Annotated in this window: 18 protein-coding genes; 12 read left to right on the plus strand and 6 right to left on the minus strand. The window is 64.2% G+C overall.

The annotated features are described in order from the left end of the window. The first annotated feature begins 209 nt into the window (after nt 1–209). Nucleotides 210–1,619 carry a cytochrome ubiquinol oxidase subunit I gene (locus ACCQ03_RS18720; protein WP_057677577.1) on the plus strand — a complete coding sequence of 470 codons (1,410 nt, stop codon included), beginning with the start codon at nt 210–212 and terminating at the stop codon, nt 1,617–1,619. Next, a complete protein-coding gene (cydB, locus tag ACCQ03_RS18725) occupies nt 1,610–2,632 on the plus strand; it encodes a cytochrome d ubiquinol oxidase subunit II (RefSeq protein WP_057677578.1) in 1,023 nt (340 codons plus the stop codon). The genes ACCQ03_RS18720 and cydB overlap by 10 nt, the downstream gene beginning before the upstream one ends. Nucleotides 2,633–2,744: 112 nt before the next feature. Here cydB and ACCQ03_RS18730 read toward each other — a convergent pair whose 3' ends face one another. After that, entirely contained in the window at nt 2,745–2,954 is a 210-nt protein-coding gene (locus ACCQ03_RS18730) for a hypothetical protein (RefSeq protein WP_170922355.1), read from the minus strand. Between the two features lie 147 nt (nt 2,955–3,101). Continuing rightward, nucleotides 3,102–3,743, minus strand: coding sequence for a DUF6766 family protein (locus tag ACCQ03_RS18735; protein ID WP_057677580.1), 642 nt, complete (start codon nt 3,741–3,743; stop codon nt 3,102–3,104). 218 nt (nt 3,744–3,961) lie between these two features. On the opposite strand from ACCQ03_RS18735, the gene ACCQ03_RS18740 reads away from it, so the two are divergent. The 6 genes from ACCQ03_RS18740 (at nt 3,962) to ACCQ03_RS18765 (ending at nt 11,846) form a co-directional block, all read left to right on the plus strand. Further along, on the plus strand, nt 3,962–4,828 hold the full coding sequence (locus tag ACCQ03_RS18740) for an SDR family oxidoreductase (protein ID WP_008577702.1): 867 nt from the start codon (nt 3,962–3,964) through the stop codon (nt 4,826–4,828). Between the two features lie 433 nt (nt 4,829–5,261). Further along, a complete protein-coding gene (gene galE / locus ACCQ03_RS18745) occupies nt 5,262–6,431 on the plus strand; it encodes a UDP-glucose 4-epimerase GalE (protein ID WP_081022724.1) in 1,170 nt (389 codons plus the stop codon). Nucleotides 6,432–6,467: 36 nt separating this feature from the next. Beyond that, complete coding sequence (locus tag ACCQ03_RS18750; protein ID WP_209227095.1) at nt 6,468–7,652, plus strand: glycosyltransferase family 1 protein; 1,185 nt, start codon at nt 6,468–6,470, stop codon at nt 7,650–7,652. Further along, nucleotides 7,649–8,833: a UDP-galactopyranose mutase gene (gene glf / locus ACCQ03_RS18755; RefSeq protein ID WP_209227121.1), complete on the plus strand. Its 1,185-nt coding sequence runs from the start codon at nt 7,649–7,651 to the stop codon at nt 8,831–8,833. The genes ACCQ03_RS18750 and glf overlap by 4 nt, the downstream gene beginning before the upstream one ends. Before the next feature lie 89 nt (nt 8,834–8,922). Further along, entirely contained in the window at nt 8,923–10,074 is a 1,152-nt protein-coding gene (locus ACCQ03_RS18760) for a glycoside hydrolase family 1 protein (RefSeq protein ID WP_209227091.1), read from the plus strand. Next, nucleotides 10,071–11,846, plus strand: a complete 1,776-nt coding sequence (locus tag ACCQ03_RS18765) for an ABC transporter ATP-binding protein (protein ID WP_209227088.1) — start codon at nt 10,071–10,073, stop codon at nt 11,844–11,846. Before ACCQ03_RS18760 ends, ACCQ03_RS18765 begins: the two co-directional genes overlap by 4 nt. 195 nt (nt 11,847–12,041) lie before the next feature. Here ACCQ03_RS18765 and ACCQ03_RS18770 read toward each other — a convergent pair whose 3' ends face one another. Together ACCQ03_RS18770 and ACCQ03_RS18775 are read right to left on the minus strand one after the other, a co-directional pair. Then, the gene (locus ACCQ03_RS18770; protein WP_057678041.1) at nt 12,042–12,224 is read right to left on the minus strand and encodes a DUF3606 domain-containing protein; all 183 of its coding nucleotides are present in this window, start codon (nt 12,222–12,224) and stop codon (nt 12,042–12,044) included. Between the two features lie 100 nt (nt 12,225–12,324). After that, a complete protein-coding gene (locus tag ACCQ03_RS18775; protein ID WP_057678042.1) occupies nt 12,325–12,939 on the minus strand; it encodes a DUF4142 domain-containing protein in 615 nt (204 codons plus the stop codon). Between the two features lie 268 nt (nt 12,940–13,207). Between ACCQ03_RS18775 and ACCQ03_RS18780 the strand changes: the two genes are divergently transcribed. Then, a complete protein-coding gene (locus ACCQ03_RS18780) occupies nt 13,208–14,371 on the plus strand; it encodes a zinc-dependent alcohol dehydrogenase (protein WP_209227082.1) in 1,164 nt (387 codons plus the stop codon). 85 nt (nt 14,372–14,456) lie between these two features. On the opposite strand, the gene ACCQ03_RS18785 is transcribed toward ACCQ03_RS18780, so the two are convergent. Beyond that, complete coding sequence (locus ACCQ03_RS18785; protein ID WP_057678044.1) at nt 14,457–14,639, minus strand: hypothetical protein; 183 nt, start codon at nt 14,637–14,639, stop codon at nt 14,457–14,459. 292 nt (nt 14,640–14,931) lie between these two features. On the opposite strand from ACCQ03_RS18785, the gene ACCQ03_RS18790 reads away from it, so the two are divergent. Both ACCQ03_RS18790 and ACCQ03_RS18795 read left to right on the plus strand, forming a co-directional pair. After that, on the plus strand, nt 14,932–15,354 hold the full coding sequence (locus ACCQ03_RS18790; RefSeq protein WP_139790968.1) for a YkgJ family cysteine cluster protein: 423 nt from the start codon (nt 14,932–14,934) through the stop codon (nt 15,352–15,354). A gap of 9 nt (nt 15,355–15,363) precedes the next feature. After that, nucleotides 15,364–15,585 carry a hypothetical protein gene (locus tag ACCQ03_RS18795; RefSeq protein WP_057678045.1) on the plus strand — a complete coding sequence of 74 codons (222 nt, stop codon included), beginning with the start codon at nt 15,364–15,366 and terminating at the stop codon, nt 15,583–15,585. Between the two features lie 441 nt (nt 15,586–16,026). On the opposite strand, the gene ACCQ03_RS18800 is transcribed toward ACCQ03_RS18795, so the two are convergent. Further along, a complete protein-coding gene (locus ACCQ03_RS18800; protein ID WP_057678046.1) occupies nt 16,027–16,239 on the minus strand; it encodes a hypothetical protein in 213 nt (70 codons plus the stop codon). 327 nt (nt 16,240–16,566) lie between these two features. On the opposite strand from ACCQ03_RS18800, the gene ACCQ03_RS18805 reads away from it, so the two are divergent. Beyond that, nucleotides 16,567–17,316, plus strand: coding sequence for a DUF3348 domain-containing protein (locus ACCQ03_RS18805; protein ID WP_170922353.1), 750 nt, complete (start codon nt 16,567–16,569; stop codon nt 17,314–17,316).

Below are 17,316 nucleotides of genomic sequence, written 5' to 3' on the forward strand. Positions count from 1 at the left end.
GGTGCACCAGTTCACTCTTTTCCGCGTGTGATGGGCGCAGGCTTGTTGATGGCACCACGTGACCGCACGCAATGGCGGCGTGCGTACTTATGTGCCCGCTGCGCGCACGCTGCAGGCGCAAGCTGCGCCTTGCCCTCGCCCGGCTGGCATCCCACGCCGCGGCCGTCGTGGCGCCGCCGCCGCATACCGCAAGGCAATAGGAGACACCTGTGGAAGCGCTGCTGCTGTCTCGTATCCAGTTCGCCTTCGTCATTTCGTTCCATGTGTTGTTTCCGGCCTTCACCATCGGCTTGGCGAACCTGCTCGGTTTTCTGGAATGGCGCTGGCTACGCACACACGACGAGGCCTGGAAGCGGCTGTACTTTTTCTGGTTGCGGATCTTTGCGGTGTCCTTCGGCATGGGCGTGGTCAGCGGCATCGTCATGGCCTTCCAGTTCGGCGCCAACTGGCCCGAGCTAAGCCGCATCGCCGGCAGTGTCATCGGCCCGCTGCTGAGTTATGAGGTGCTCACTGCGTTCTTCCTGGAAGCCAGCTTCCTGGGGGTGATGCTGTTCGGCTGGGGCCGGGTTTCCGAACGCCTGCATTTCTTCGCCACCTGCATGGTGGCGATCGGCACGCTGGTGTCCACGTTCTGGATCCTGTCGTCCAACAGCTGGCTGCATACCCCGCATGGCTACGCGATGGTCAACGGCATCGTGCAACCGGTCAGCTGGATGCAGATCATCTTCAACCCGTCGTTTCCGTATCGGCTGGTCCATATGGCGCTGGGTTCGTTCATCACCACCTGCTTCGTGGTTGGCGGCGTCGGCGCCTACTATCTGCGCAAAGGGCTGCATGTGGATGCCGGCGCCCGCATGTTGCGCCTGTCGGTGGCATTTGCCGCCATCGTGCTGCCCATCCAGGTCCTGGTGGGCGACCAGCACGGGCTCAACACGCTGGAGCACCAGCCGCTCAAGGTCGCCGCGATGGAGGCGCACTGGCACAGCGAAGGCGATGGCGCCGGCGTGCCGTTGGTGGTGTTTGCGTTGCCCAACGCCGAGGCCGAGCGCAACGACTATGAGCTGGCCATCCCACGCCTGGGCAGCCTGATCCTGACCCATAGCGCTGACGGCGACATTACGCCGCTGACGTCGGTGCCGCGCGATCAACGGCCGCCGGTGGCGCCAGTGTTCTTTGCCTTCCGCATCATGGTGGGCCTGGGGATGGCAATGCTGTTGCTGGCGTGGATCTCGGCCATTGCGTGGTGGCGTGGACGCCTGCATGCCAGGCCGCTGATCCTGGCATGGAACGTCATGCTGCCGGCTGGATTCATGGCGCTGGTGGCCGGCTGGTTCGTCACCGAGATCGGGCGCCAGCCGTGGGTGGTGTACGGGCTGTTGCGTACGGCCGATGCGGTGGGCCCGCAATCGACTGCGACAGTGGCGGTATCGCTGCTGGTGTATCTACTGGGCTACGCGTTCGTGTTCGGCTTCGGCATCTTTTATCTGACCAAGCTGGTCCGTGCCGGGCCGCAACCCAGCCGCGACGGGCCGGATGTGGCCGGTGGCGAACACACCCCGGCACGCCCGCTGTCTGCAGCAGAGACATCATTGGAACAGGAGAACACGCCATGGAACTGAGTGACTGGTTGCCGGTGGTGTGGTTTGGCGTGATCGGTTTCGGTGTGCTGATGTATGTGGTGCTGGACGGCTTCGTGCTCGGGCTGGGCATGCTGGCGCCGTTCGCGCGCGACGAACAGGAAGTGGACCTGATGATGAACACCGCCGCGCCCATCTGGGACGGCAACGAAACCTGGCTGGTGCTTGGCGGCGCGGGGCTGTTCGCTGCGTTTCCCACGGCGTATGCGGTGATCCTGTCCGGCCTGTATCTACCGGTGCTGTTGATGGTGATGGCGCTGGTGTTTCGTGGGGTGGCGTTCGAATTCCGCTTCAAGGCGCAGCGCTCGCGTCGGCTGTGGACGTTGTCGTTCATCGCCGGATCGATCCTGACCGCGTTCGCGCAAGGCATCATCCTTGGCGCGCTGGTGGAAGGCATGCCATTGGACAACGGGCGCTACACCGGCGGCGTGTTCGGCTGGTTCAGCCCGTTCACCATCCTCACCGGTGCTGCGCTGGTGTTCGGCTATGCACTGCTCGGCAGCACCTGGCTGATCCTCAAGACCGATGGGCGCACGCATGCACTGGCGCGGCAACTGACCAAGCCACTGGTGGGCGTGGTGGTGACCTTCCTCGTGCTGGTCAGCGCGTGGCTGCCGTTCCTGAGCTCGCATGTGATGGCGCGCTGGTTTGAGCACGGCAACTTCTGGTGGCTGTCGCCGATTCCGCTGGTGACTGCATGCGTCGCGCTCGCGCTCTGGCGCAGCAGCGATAGCTCGCGCAGCGACGCTATGCCTTTCCTGTTGACGCTGGCGATCTTCGTGCTGGGCTTCACCGGCCTGGTGTTGGGCATGTGGCCGTATCTGGTGCCGCCGAGTTACACCATTTGGCAGGCGGCCTCGCCGCCCTCCTCGCAGATCTTTCCGATGGTGGGCCTGGTGATACTGCTGCCGCTGGTGCTCGGCTATACGGTGTGGTCGTACCGCGTGTTCCGCGGCAAGATCGCCGCTGACGTGGGGTATCACCATCATCACTAGGCGATCGTGCGGCGCGTGGGCGCGGGCAGGCTGCAACGCGTTGCGGCAGCTGCATTGAGACAAACGAAAAGCGCCCGCAATGCGGGCGCTTTCGCGAGACTGACTGCTTGATTCAGCGCCTTTCCGATCCGTCCGGTCGCTCGTAGTCGTGTTCGGGATCGGCCTTGTTGACGTCAGGGTCTTCGTCAGGCATGTCATGCACCTTCCATTCGACATCCTCGTTACGACGCTCCTGTGGCGTAAACGGCTTTTTCTGATCGTCTTCCGGTCCCCATGGCTTTTTCGGTTCGCTGCCCATGCTGATCTCCTGCGTGGTCGTAATGCCCCAACGCTAGGCGCGCAGACATTGCGAGGTGGTGAACGAAACCCGGTGGTGGCGTGAAGTGCATCCTGGCGATGCACGTCCCACACTGGCGAGCACAGGCCCGGCCGCGCCCGCCTCGCCGCCCGGCGACAGGTTCAAGCTGCCTTACCCGCCGGTCTGCGAATGCGGCGCCTCGACCGGCTTGGACTGCGGCGAATCCTTCTGCCGCAACCAGATGGTCAATACCACCAGCGAGAACACCGCCAGGAACTCGCTCTGCCAGTTCTGCATCGATTCGAACCAGAAAGATGCGCTGGTGAAATGCTCGAAGACCGTGATCGATGGCAAGCCCTTCTGCGCACGCTCCAGCAGTTCCAGCCGCCAACTACCAACCAGGTGCAGCGCAAAGCTCATCAGGAACAATGCCCCGAACGCGATGGCCAGCGAGTGATCGTATAGCCGTCGCCAGACCCCGCCGGCACGCACCGGCCACGGAGTGGTCCCGGGCTTGATCTCAACGCTTTCTTCAGCAGGATCGAGCGGGCGCGATTCGGCCGAGCCCACCTGCCGCAACTTCACGGTGAGCAACACGTACATGCCCATCTGCAGGAATTCGCTCTCCCAGTTTTCGAACAATGCCGACATGAAATGCGGGCTGTGCAGATACGCAGACAGCAGCAGCGTCGGCTGCCCCTGCTCGCGCAATTCGTCGTTATACGCATGCAGCCCGGCATAGACCTGGCAACCGATGAAGAAAATAGTCAACGCAAGCAGACACAACGACAGCCCGTTACGACGCAAGAACATGGGTGACCTCCTGACGATGCGCGCAGTATCGAGCGTCCCGGGCAAAACCGCATGAAGTTTGCATGCGACCGCGCTGTTCTGCTTGCCTCGCGATCGTCGACTGCCACGGACAGCGCCCCGCGCAACACACACCACGCGCACATCGTTTAGCCCGGATGTTTACGCTTGCATGACCACACTGGCGTGCAACCAACGACTTCCACTGCCAGGAGACCACGATGCCCGTACCCAACTATCCACGCCCGCCCTTCAAGCCACAGCAGCAGAGCTTTCCCGGCCGCACCGAGAAGATGGACCCGCGCCCGGACCATGGCGAAGACAGCTACGTCGGCCACGGCCAGTTGAAGGGCAAGCGCGCATTGATCACCGGTGGCGACAGCGGCATCGGCGCTGCGGTGGCCATCGCCTATGCGCGCGAAGGCGCCGATGTGGCCATTGCCTTTCTGCCCGATGAGCAGGAGGACGCGGCACGCATTGGCGCTTTGATCGAAAAGGCCGGCGTCAAGGCGCTGCTGGTGGGATGCGACATCAGCGACCCCGGCCAGGCAGCCGCCTTGATCGATAAGGTCAACAGTACGCTGGGCGGCCTGGACATTCTGGTCAACAACGCCGGTTACCAGAAGTACTTCGAGACCTTCGAGGACATCACCCTGGACGAATGGCGCAAGACGTTCGATACCAACGTGCATGCGGCCTTCAATCTGGTGCGCCTGTCGGTGCCATTGATGACCGACGGCGGCTCCATCATCAACACTGCCTCGGTGCAATCGAAGAAGCCGACGCCCAACATCCTGCCCTACGCCGCGACCAAGGGCGCACTGGCTAACCTCACCATCGGCCTGGCCGGTGTGCTGGCGGAGAAGAACATCCGCGTCAATGCGGTGCTGCCGGGCCCGATCTGGACACCCTTCATTCCCTCCGGCATGGACGAAGAATCGGTGGAAAACTTCGGCGGGCAAACACCCATGGGGCGCCCGGGTCAGCCGGTCGAGTTGGCATCGGCATACGTCATGCTCGCGGCCGACACCGCCAGTTACACATCGGGCACCTTGCTGACCATCTCTGGCGGCGCAGTCACGCTGTAACGCTTTCTGATTGTTGCCATGCCCACGTCGCTGACCAGCGACGCGGGCTTTTTATTGGCTCGATTTTCAATGTGGATCCTCAGCACTCATCAGCGCATGCCATGTCGCGTTTGCTTGCCCGTGCACGCATCCGGGCGTATTGCGAAAAACGCGCAAAACGCACAGCCGAGGTGAGCTTCCGGTCAACGTTGCGCTCGCGTCGCACACACCCATTGCTGCGGTTGCGCTCACGGTCGGCCTCCTACCGTAGGTGACGTTGGAACGTGATGCACGACCCCTCTTCGAAACAGTGCTGCCCGCCACGCCTGCGTGGCGCAGGTGCGAACCCACTGCTGGCGCGACGACATCACCCCACACGCATCGACGCATGCGACGTGGTGCATCCGCGCCATGGTCAGGCCCGCGCAGTAGCGCCCCTATGAGGCAGACGGCAATGAGAATTTTGGTCACTGGTGGTACTGGCTACATCGGCTCGCATACCTGCGTGGAACTGGCGCGGCGTGGGCACGAGGTGTGCATTGTTGATAATTTGAGCAACTCCTCCGAGCGCGTGCTGGACCATCTGCAGCATCTGATGGGATTTCGCCCGGAGTTTCATCGCATGGATGTGCGTGCGCCCGAGCTTGCCGATTTGCTGATCAGCAAGCGCATCGACGCCGTCCTGCATTTTGCCGCGCTCAAGGCCGTTGGCGAATCGGTGCGCGAGCCGCTGCTGTACTTCAACAACAATGTCACCGGCACGCTGGCACTGCTGCGCGCGATGCGGACCGCGAAGGTGTGCAATCTGGTGTTCAGTTCGTCGGCCACCGTGTATGGCGATGCCAACCGCAGCCCGATCGACGAAAGCGCGCCGCTGAAGGCAATCAACCCCTACGGGCGCACCAAGTTGATGATGGAAGAAATGATCGGCGACCTTAGCGCCGCGTGGCCGGATTTCAACGCGGCGTTGCTGCGCTACTTCAACCCGGTGGGCGCGCACCCAAGTGGGTATCTGGGCGAAGATCCGCAAGGAATGCCGAACAACCTGATGCCTTACATCGCACAGGTGGCAGTGGGGCGTCGCGCGGCACTGCAGGTCTTCGGCGACGACTACCCGACCGACGACGGTACCGGCGTGCGCGACTATCTGCATGTGATGGACCTGGCGCGCGCACATGTGGATGCCATCGATTACCTGCAGCGCGAGCGCAAGGGCTTGGTGGTCAACCTGGGCACCGGGCGCGGCTACAGCGTGCGCGAGGTGGCCGCCGCGTTCGCGCGCGCCAGTGGCAGGCGCATTCCGCTGAACATCGCGCCGCGTCGCGATGGCGATGTGGCGGTGTACTTCGCCAGCACTGCGCTGGCCAACCGGCTGCTGGGCTGGGCCGCGGAATACGACCTGGACCGCATGTGCCGCGACACCTGGCGCTGGCAGTCGATGCATCCGGATGGCTACGCCGGTTCACGTCTGCCGCGCCAGCGTAGCGCGGAGGTCGTGCCAGAGCGCGACAGTGCGCGCGAGCTGCCGGCACCAGCGCGCCGGCTGTCGCCCGGCCCGGACACGCGCCGTCGCAGCGAGCCGGTGCGCACGCTGGTGGTCGCCGATGGTTTCTCCCGCGCGTGATGCGCAACCACCCATTTCTTTCCACGAGGGCATTCCATGAGTTGGGCTGGTCAGTTCCAATGCGCGATCGGCAAGACCCGCCGCGCGATTCCATCCGACAGCACGCCACAGTTCGATCCGACGCGGCCAACGCTGTTGTGTCTGTCGCATCTGCGCTGGAGTTTTGTCTATCAGCGCCCGCAACACCTGATGTCGCGTTTTGCACGCGATGCCAATGTGCTGTTCTGGGAAGAGCCCATCGCCTGCGATGCCGCCGAGCCCTGGCTGAAGGTGCGCGGCGAAGAGCACGGCGTGCACGTCCTGGTGCCGCGCCTGCCCGCCGGGTGTGAGGGCGAAGATGCCGTGCAGGTGCAACGCCGCTTGCTGGATGGCTACCTGGCCGAGCTTGGCGTGCGCGATCTGTTGCTGTGGTACTATACGCCGATGAGCCAGAGCTTCAGTGCGCATCTGCCTGCACGCATGGTCATTAACGACTGCATGGACGAGCTGTCGGCCTTTCGTGGTGCGCCGCCGGAACTGGTACAACGCGAGCGCGCCCTGCTGCAGCGCGCCGATGTGGTGTTCACCGGCGGCTACAGCATTTGGGAAGCAAAACGCGCGTTGCACGCCAACGCGCACGCATTTCCTAGTAGCGTGGACGTGGCGCATTTCGCCGCCGCGCGCACGCCGCAGCAGGAGCCCGACGACCAGGCCGGCATCGCTCATCCACGGCTGGGCTTCTACGGTGTCATCGACGAACGATTCGATGTCCAGCTGTTACGTGTGATCGCGACGCAGCGGCCGCACTGGCAATTGGTGATGATCGGTCCGGTGGTCAAGATCGACCCCTCCGAGCTGCCGCAGGCCGCCAACATCCACTACCTGGGCGGCAAGACCTACGACGAATTGCCCGGGTATCTCTCCGGCTGGGAGGTGGCATTGATGCCGTTTGCGATGAACGCCTCCACCCGCTTCATCAGCCCGACCAAGACGCCCGAATACCTCGCTGGCGGCTGCCCGGTGGTGTCCACGCCAATCCACGACGTGGTGCGCACCTACGGCGACACCGGCGTGGTGCGCATTGCCGCGACCGCCGACGCATTCGTCGCCGCCTGCGAAGCCGCGTTGCAGGACAGTGCCGATCGCGAGCAGTTGCTCGACCGCGCTGACGCCGTGCTGGGCGATATGTCCTGGGACCACACCTACGATCTGATGAAGGAGACACTGTCTTGGACGCAATGAACCCGCCGGCCGCGGCGCCGCTGGCCGCCCGTCGCACGCGCGGCAACGCACGGCGCGGTTTCGATTACCTCATCGTCGGCGCCGGGTTTGCCGGCAGCGTGTTGGCCGAACGGTTGGCCGCCGGCCTCGGCAAGCGCGTGCTGGTGGTGGACCGTCGCCCGCATATCGGCGGCAACGCCTACGATTTCCATGACGATGCCGGCGTGCTGATCCATCGTTATGGTCCGCACATCTTCCACACCAACGCGCAGCGCATCGTGGATTACCTCTCCAACTTCACCCAGTGGCGCCCGTACGAGCACCGCGTACTTGCGCAGATGGGCGAGCAACAGGTCCCGATCCCGATCAACATGACCACGTTGAACCGTCTGTACGGCCTGCAACTCAGCAGCGAAGAACAGGCCGCCGCGTTCCTGGCAAGCCGCGCCGAACCGGTGGCCGATATCCAGACCAGCGAAGATGTGGTGATCAATCAGGTGGGCCGCGAACTCTACGAAACCTTCTTTCGCGGCTATACGCGCAAGCAGTGGGGGCTGGATCCCTCGCAGCTGGACAAGTCGGTGACCTCGCGCGTGCCGACCCGCACCAACGACGACGACCGCTACTTCACCGACACCTTCCAGCAGATGCCGCTGCACGGCTATACCCGCATGTTCGAGCGCATGCTCGACCACCCCAACATCAAGGTGATGCTCAATACCGACTACCGCGAGATCTGCGACGAGCTGGAGTACGACCACCTGGTGTACAGCGGGCCGGTGGACGAATACTTCGACTACTGCTACGGCAAGCTACCGTACCGCTCGCTCAGGTTCGAGCACAGCACGCTGGACCAGGAGCACTTCCAGGCGGTGGCCACGGTCAATTATCCGGACGAAGCGGTGGCTTACACGCGCATCACCGAATACAAGCACCTCACCGGCCAGCAACATCCCAAGACCAGCATTACCCGCGAGTATCCTTCGGCCGAGGGCGACCCGTATTATCCGATTCCACGCGCGGAGAACGTCGAGTTGTATCGGCGTTACGAACGCCTGGCCGTCGAGACGCCGAAGGTGACCTTCCTCGGCCGGCTGGGTACCTACAAGTACTACAACATGGATCAGGTGGTTGGCCAGGCGTTGGCCTTGTACAAGCGCATCGAAGATGCCGAACAACGTCGCGCCGAGCTGGCGGTCTGACCACGCACGCCCCGCCCTGCAGCACCGTCGCTGCGGGGCAGTCATCGACGCATCGCTGCAACCCAGCGGCGCGCGCAGCAGGATGTTGGATGCATACCCCTACACTGTTCGAGAGTTTTTTCATGGCGGGGTTCGAGTGCTCGACCCACCGCCGCCGTGACGGGCGCAGGCTCGACCTGATTGCCGCCACCAGGCACGACCGCTGGGCCGCCAAGGACTACGCAGCGTTGTCGGGGCATGGCCTGCGCACCGCGCGCGATGGCCTGCGCTGGCATCTGATCGAGCAACGCCCCCGCCACTACGACTGGTCCAGCTTCCTGCCGATGCTGCACGCGGCCAACAGCGTGGGCACGCAGGTGATCTGGGATCTGTGCCATTACGGCTGGCCGGACGATGTGGACATCTGGACGCCGCAGTTCGTCGACCGCTTCGCACGCTTTGCCGCCGCCGCCGCGCAATGCGTCAAGGACGCCTCGGACGCGGCGCCGTTCTACGCGCCGCTCAACGAGATTTCGTTCTGGGCATGGAATGGGGGCGATCACGCGCGCATGCACCCGATGGCGCGCGGGCGTGGGTTCGAGCTCAAGCATCAATTGGTGCGCGCCACGATCGCCGCGATCGACGCGATACGCCAGGTGGATCCGCGCGCACGCTTCCTGCAGGTGGACCCAGCGATCCATGTGGTGCCCTCCAACGACCGGCCCGGCCCGCGTCGCGAAGCAGAGCGCCTACGGCTGGCGCAGTTCGAAGCCTGGGACATGATCTGCGGCAGACAGTGGCCCGGCCTCGGCGGTGCGCCGGAGTATCTGGACATCATCGGCCTCAACTACTACTCGGATAATCAGTGGTATCTGGGCGGCGTGCCGATCCTGCGCAACTCGCCCGACCACCGCCCGTTCTCGACCATCATGCTGGAATTCTGGCAGCGCTATCGCCGCCCGATGATCGTCTCCGAAACCGGGGCCGAAGCCGATCAACGCGCCCCCTGGCTCGATCACGTCGGCAACGAGGTTGCACTGGCCATGCGACACGGCGTGGCGATGGAAGGCATCTGCCTGTATCCGGTGCTGGACTACCCCGGTTGGGACAATGACCGGCATTGCCCCACCGGTTTGCTTGGTTATGCGGACGAGCACGGCGAGCGACCGGTGCACCAGGGCCTGGCCGATCAACTGCGCCACGAACACGACCGTTTCGGTCTGCGCGCACCGCAGTTCGCGCTGGCCGACATCGCCACGTGAGTACGTCCGCCCACTCCGCCCTGTTGCCGGAAACGCCGGCGCGGTTTCTCTGGCACTACATCGGCCAACGGCCGTGGCATTTCAGCGGCTTGCTGCTCTTGATCGTGGGCGCGGCCGGCTGCGCGGTGTCGGTGCAATACGGCATGAAAATGCTGGTGGACGCAATGGCTACCGACCAACGCAGCCAGGCAAACGTGTGGCTGCCGCTTGGCCTGTTCATCAGCCTGATCGCAGTGGAAAACCTCCTGTGGCGACTGGGCGGCTGGTTGGGCTGCCGCACCGTGGTGGCCAGCGTGGTGGACATCCGCGTGGATTTGTTCCGCCATCTCACCGGCCACCCGATGCGCTACTTCACCGAGCATTTTGCCGGTGCGTTGGGCAACCGCATCACTGCGCTCGGCAGTGCCGCCGGGCAGATCTTCGGTGGACTGGCGTGGAAGATCGTGCCGCCCATCGTGGATTTCGTCGGCGCCATCGTGCTGCTGTTGACGGTGGATTGGCGCATGGCCGCCACGCTGGTCGGCTTCATTGCGATCGTGGCGGCCATCATCACCAGCTTCGGCATTCGCGGCCGCGCCAAGCACCAGCGCTTTGCCGCGCAGGCCGCCCGGGTGGGTGGCGAGTTGGTGGATGCGGTTTCCAACGTGTGGACGATCAAGGCCTTCGCTGCGCGCGATCGCGAAAGCGCGCGGCTGGCCGAGCAGATCGGTCACGAGGCCGTGGCGCATCGGCGCAGCTGGATGTACGTGGAAAAGGCGCGGGTGATTCACGACATCTGCCTGTCGCTGATGGCCGGCGGCATACTGATCTGGGCCATCAGCATGTGGCGCGCCGGTGCAGTGAGTGCAGGCGATGTGGTGTTGGTCAGTGCGCTGACCTTCCGCATCCTGCATGGCTCGCGCGATCTGGCGCTGACCTTGGTGGACACCACCCAGCAACTGGGCGCCATTGCCGATACCTTGCAGATCATCCTGCAACCGCACGCCATCGTCGATGCGGACGTGCCGCTGGCCTTGGCCGAAGGCGATGTGCGTTTCGAAGAGGTGCGTTTCGCCTATCCCGAGCGCGCCGCGGTGCTGGAGGGATTGAACCTGCATATCCCCGCCGGCCAGAAGGTGGGCATCGTGGGGCCCTCCGGTGCCGGCAAATCCACCTTGATTGCCCTGATCCAGCGCCTGGACGATGTGGAATCCGGGCGCGTGCTGATCGACGGGCAGGACATCCGCGGGGTCAGCCAGGACAGCCTGCGCGAAAAGATTGCGGTGGTGCCGCAGGAAACTGCGTTGTTCAATCGCAGCATCGGCGACAACATCCGCTACGGACGTCCCGATGCCAGCGATGCCGAGGTGCACGAGGCGGCGCGGCATGCATTCTGCGATGGCTTCATCCGGCAATTGCCCGACGGCTACGACACCCAGGTGGGCGAGCGCGGGGTGATGTTATCGGGCGGACAACGGCAACGGCTGGGTATTGCCCGCGCTTTTCTCAAGGATGCGCCGATCCTGATTCTGGATGAGGCCACCTCGGCACTGGACACCGAATCGGAAGCGGAAATTCAAGCTGCGCTGGATCACCTGATGCGCGAGCGCACCGTCTTGGCGGTCGCCCATCGCCTATCCACGGTGATCGGTTTCGATCGCATCGTGGTGCTGCAGGACGGCCGCGTCGTCGAAGACGGCAGCCCTGCGGAACTGCGCGGCAGCGGTGGCGTGTTCGACAGTTTGTGGCAGCGGCAGGCGGCCGGATTCGAGACAGCGCCGGAAGCACTGTGAAACGACTGCATTGGGAAGCGCTGGTTGCCTTGCGGATGCGTGGCGGGGCAAACCCAACCAACCTGCGGCTGACGGGTACGACGTGCATGGCATGAAATGTGGCTTCGGCCCCGACAGCAAGCCCCGTGCTGCGCAATCGCTAGCGCACAAAAAACAGGCAGCATTTCGCTGCCTGTTCTACTTCCTGCAAAAACATCAGTGCGGTGGCCGATAGGCGCGCAGCTTGGTCGTCACGTTGCCGACCTCCTGCACCGCGCGCTTGAGATCGTCTTCAGACATCCCTAGTTCGCGCGCCCAGTACTGCAATTCCCACTCCTCGCTGATGCTCACATTGTGCATATCGGTAGGCTGACGATTTGCATCCTGTGGTTCGCCCATGGCGATCTCCCCTAAAGGACAACCGGTGAGTCGGTTGCGAGGCCGGCGGCACCCCGTTTACCAGAGCTGCTGCCTCGACGCGTTGTCTGGCGACCTGTGGTCAGTGGGGCCGGCCCTGCTTGGCGCGCAGCGCCTTGGCATGTTCCAGATGCTCGGCGATGGTTTCGCGTGCACGCTGCAACTCTTTGCCCAGATCGCTGGAGCCCGGCTCGCTGCTCAGTTGCGTGTCCAGCAAGGCCAACGCCTGTTCGTGGCTGTCCACACTGGCCTGCAGGTACTGCGATTCAAACTGCTGCCCATGCAGGTCCTGCAGGCGCTTGCGCACGCCCTCGGCGCCCGCAGCAGCGGCTTGGCCCAGCGTGCCATTGCGATCCGGCGCAAACCGGCTCAGGTCCGTCAACGCAGCGCTGTGGGCTTCGTCCATCTTGCGCGCGAAGGCCAGCACCTCTCCTTCCACACCCTTGACCACCGCCAACTGCGCAAGCGTGCGCTCGTTCTCATTGAACACTGCCAGCGCACCAAGCGCCTGCTTGCGGTCGCGGGCATCGCCCACGCTGTCGCGCAATGGGTCGCCGTGAGGCGGCGTGCTACCGACCACCGTGGGTACGGTGCTGCGTAGATTCTGTGGATCGCCCGCCTGCCCCTGTCGACGCTGCCAGGCCTTGTACGCCACATAGCCAACCGCGCCGGCGGTCACCATCTTGAAAAGTCCCATCGCTGTCTCCTGTTGATCGCGCGCTTTCGTCGCGTCTGGTGGTCGTTGATTGTCGGGTTCGCATGGATTGCGCAGGTGGCGTGGCTGCCTCCCAGCGCGTCATACGAGCCTGCGAGCGCGGGGGTTATCCAGGCGTGACCTGCGCATCAACGCCGCGTCGGCGGTCGGGCACGTCCACACCACGCGCACGCAGCGTGCTGACGGGCTTAACGCCGCTGCACGAACACTGCAGTGCGCTGCCGCGTCCCACTGCCCACAGGAGACAGACATGCTTGCCCTCAACTATCACGGTTCACACGATGTACGCGTCGAAACCGTGCCAGACCCACTCTTGGTCGAACGCGACGACCTGATCCTGCGCGTCACTGCCACTGCCATCTGTGGCTCTGATCTGCATCTGTATCGCGGCAAGATTCCCGACCTGCGCCCAGGCGACGTTCTCGGCCATGAATTCATGGGCATCGTGGAAGAGGTGGGCCCGGATGTCACGGCGGTCAAGCCGGGCGACCGGGTCGTGATTCCATTCGTGGTCGCCTGCGGGCGCTGTTTCCACTGCGTGCTGCAGGAATTTTCCGCGTGCGAAACCACCAATACCGGCAAGGGCGCAGCGCTCAATCACAAGGACATGCGCCCGCCCGCCGCGCTGTTCGGCTTCAGCCATCTGTATGGCGGATTGTCCGGCGGCCAGGCCGAATACGTGCGCGTGCCCAAGGCCAATGTCGGCCCGCTGGTAGTTCCCGATGCGTTGCACGATGAGCAGGTGTTGTTCCTGTCCGACATCCTGCCGACCGGGTATCAGGCCGTCGTCGATGCAGGCGTCAAACAGGGCTCCACCGTCGCCATCTTCGGTGCGGGCCCGGTCGGCCTGATGGCCGCGGCGTGCTGCCGCATGCTGGGCGCAGAGCGCATCTTCATGGTCGACCGGCACGCATACCGGCTCGATTTTGCGTCTCAGGCCTATGGCGTGATTCCGATCAATTTCGACGAGATCGACGACCCGGCCGATGTGATCGTCTCGCAAACCGATGGCCGTGGCGTCGATGCCAGCATCGAGGCGGTCGGCTTCGAGGCCGAAGGCAGCGCCATCGAAACCGCACTGACCAACCTGAAACTGGAAGGCAGCAGCGGTGTGGCGATCCGCCAGTGCATCGCCGCAACCCGTCGCTGCGGTGTGGTCAGCGTGCCGGGCGTGTATGCCGGCTTCATCCACGCCTTCATGTTTGGCGATGCGTTCGACAAGGGCTTGACCTTCAAGTTGGGCCAGACACATGTGCAAAAGCACATGCCGCATCTGCTGGAATGCATTGGCAACGGTCAGCTCAAGCCAAGCTCGATCATTTCGCACCGCATGCCACTGGCTGAAGCAGCGCGTGGCTACGAACTGTTCGACAAGAAGCAGGACGATTGCCGCAAGGTGGTGCTTACGCCGTGAGTGCATAGATGGCATAAGCGCAGACGGCGCGATCTTCGACCGCGCCGTCTGCGTTTTGTACAGCCGTCAAGCGCTGGCAATCGGCTCAGTCCAGCGGCTTGGCCGGCACGAACGGGGACACCGGATCGCTGGCCGGGAAGGTTTCTTCCACCGCTTCGTCCTGCAGTGCGTCCTGCTTTTTCTTCTCGTGCTGCGCCTGGTCATGCTGCACTTGATCGCGGTGTTCGGCGTGGTCGTGCGCCGAGGGAATCTGGTTGGATCTGCTCATGTGCTTTCCTACGACGTGATGCGAGCCACTACGCTACGGTGCGCCGCGTTGGCACAGGTGAAAAGCGTCTTCGCACATCAACGACAAAGGCAACGCATGTGCCGCAGAGCGCACAGTGGCGGGCCACGCGGTGCATTGGGTGTGGGCTCCCATTTCTGCCCGATGCGGCGCCACCGTGGCCCCTCTCGATCACGCGCGGCGGCGTGGTGTGACCTGTACTTGCACAATGAGGTCATGCAGCGCCGCGGCAACCAGCAGCGTCGCCGAGCTTGGCATCCGAGAACCGGCGCAGTTGCGCCTGCACAGCAGCCATGCGCGGACGCGCTGTCGGTTCACATCCGCGCGCCCCCAGGGTGTATGGTGCATGGGCGGCCGGAATCCGGTGTCGCCCTCATTTCATCTGGCCCTTTCCATCGACAATCTCTGCGAACGCTGCGACGCCGTCTGCTGCCGGCTCACCGTCATGGTCGATCCATCCGACCGTATCCCACACCATCTCACCAGCGTGACGCCGCAAGGCTGGCATGTGATGGCGCGCGACGAGGAAGGCTGGTGCGTGGCCATCGACGCTGCGCGCATGTGTTGCTCGATCTACGAGACGCGACCGGCGATCTGCCGACGTTTCGTCATGTCCGGCCCGTATTGCCGCGACGTGCGTGCCACCTACGACGATCAACGCCGCCGGGGCATTCCCTTGACGCTGTACAACGCATGAGGATGTGCGATGCATCATTCCCGCCGCCAGTCGATAACCGTCAGTAACCAGCCGGGCAACCCGCGGTTGTCCGAACAACGATTGGCCGCCGATCTGCAAGCGTTTCAGCAATCCGGCGGCGAAATCGAGCGCATAGGCGATACACCGCTACGTCGCGAAAAGAAACGCGACGCGCCGGAGGCTGCGCCAGCCGCCGCAGCCGGACCGGCCGTCGCAGCCGAGGCCGGCTAAAACAGCAATGGCAGCAGGCCGTTTGCGCCTGCTTGTCGGAGGCAGCCTCTGCCGCATGCAACGTACCGATTGCAGCGCGACGCCAGCGGTGCAATCACAGGGCGTGCATCGCACCGTGCAGCGGCGCTTCGCCGAGTCCAGTGCCGGTCATGCAGACGCGCTGGCGATTGGCCGGCTGTCCCGCGTTTGCCATTGCATCTGCGTCGAAGCGACGTGCGAGATATGCATTGCCAAACTCCTCGCGAGCGCCTGCGCGCATCGGTCCGCGGTCACCGACGCCTTGCACGTGCGACGGCAATCAGCTGCAACAACACGCTCAGGACAGCTGCAATTCTGGGGAGCACTGCAGGAGCTGCTTGAGCAGTCACCTCACGCAGGGCTCAGTGCGCAACACATCAGGCACCTCGCGCCGGCGTCAGCGCCCGCACGGGACCGTGGCCACTACAGCAGCTGCGCGCGCTTGGTCGCGCCAAGCCCTTGTGCCAGTGAGGCCATTTCGTTGGCCAAAGCGATCATGTTGCCACCGGCCTGCGCCGCGATGCCCATGATGCGCTGGTAGGCGTCCCAGAAGTCGGGCCCATTGCCATAGGCATCGTGGAACCCTTGCAGCTCCAAGACCAGCAGATCAGACACTTGCATGTCAGAGCGGTCCATTGTGTTACCTCGATGGGGGGATTCCCCGGCCCGCAGCTTATACCCATTCACCTTACAAAACCGAGTCAGCCGGACGACTGGAAACCTGCACCTGAACTGGTTACGAAGCCTGACCGGAGCCCGCGTGCGCGGCTTATGGTTGGGGCTGCTTGCCGCCTGCTGATGTACCGGTGGCGCGCAACACCGCGCATCAGGCCGTCTGCCGTGCGCGGGCCTGCCGCCCACCTCAGGCCGGCTGAATGCCAGCATGCATGGCCCCGGCGGCCGGCTCGCAGCTCGGGCGTGGCCCGCCGACCTGCGTACGTTCCCGTGTAAAATGCCCGGTTTTTGACCGGAAGAATGGCGAAAGTTTCTCCACGGGCGCCCTTGTCGGGCCCGGCGTTCATTCGCCTGCTTGCTCGCCTCAGCGACGCGCACATCGCCCAGTCCGACCACGCGCTGGCCGAGCGGCTGAGCCAGTGGATCGATTGGACGCGCGCGGTGGCCGTGTCCAAGGCGTTGGACGGCAAGCTGCCCGACACCGACGAACTGCCCGAGCCGCGCCCGCTCGACGCGGAGGCATGCGCGCGCGTGCGCACTGGCCTGGCCGCCAGCAGCGTGGCCGAGCTGGACGCGCTGGTCGTGCGCGTGCGTGCCGAGGCGCGCGACGCCGCGCTCGCAGACGCACCCGCCGCCGCGCCGGATTTCGCACCCTTTCGGCAGCACTACCTGGCCATGCAACGCGCCATGCGCACTGCCACCGGCGATCTGCGCGGGCGCCTGCGCGACCTGCTCGCATTGGTCTCCACCGACATGGCGCGGTTGGCCGAAGTGGATGCGGTGATGGAACTCACCCTGAGCCCGCGCGAGCAGAGCCTGTTGAACACCGTGCCGAGCCTGCTCGGCGCACATTTCGAACGCCTGCGCGATGCCGCACAGGCGCAGCACCGGCCGAGCGATGACGATGCCGCACCACGCGCGGTGCCCGATGGCTGGCTGGATGTCTTCCGCAAAGACATGCAGAGCGTGTTGCTCGCCGAACTGGATGTTCGTTTTCACCCGATCGAAGGCCTGCTTGCAGCGCTTCGTACCCGCTAA

It is taken from the genome of Xanthomonas sp. NCPPB 3569 (assembly GCF_041475645.2).
GTDB classification, from domain to species: domain Bacteria; phylum Pseudomonadota; class Gammaproteobacteria; order Xanthomonadales; family Xanthomonadaceae; genus Xanthomonas; species Xanthomonas phaseoli.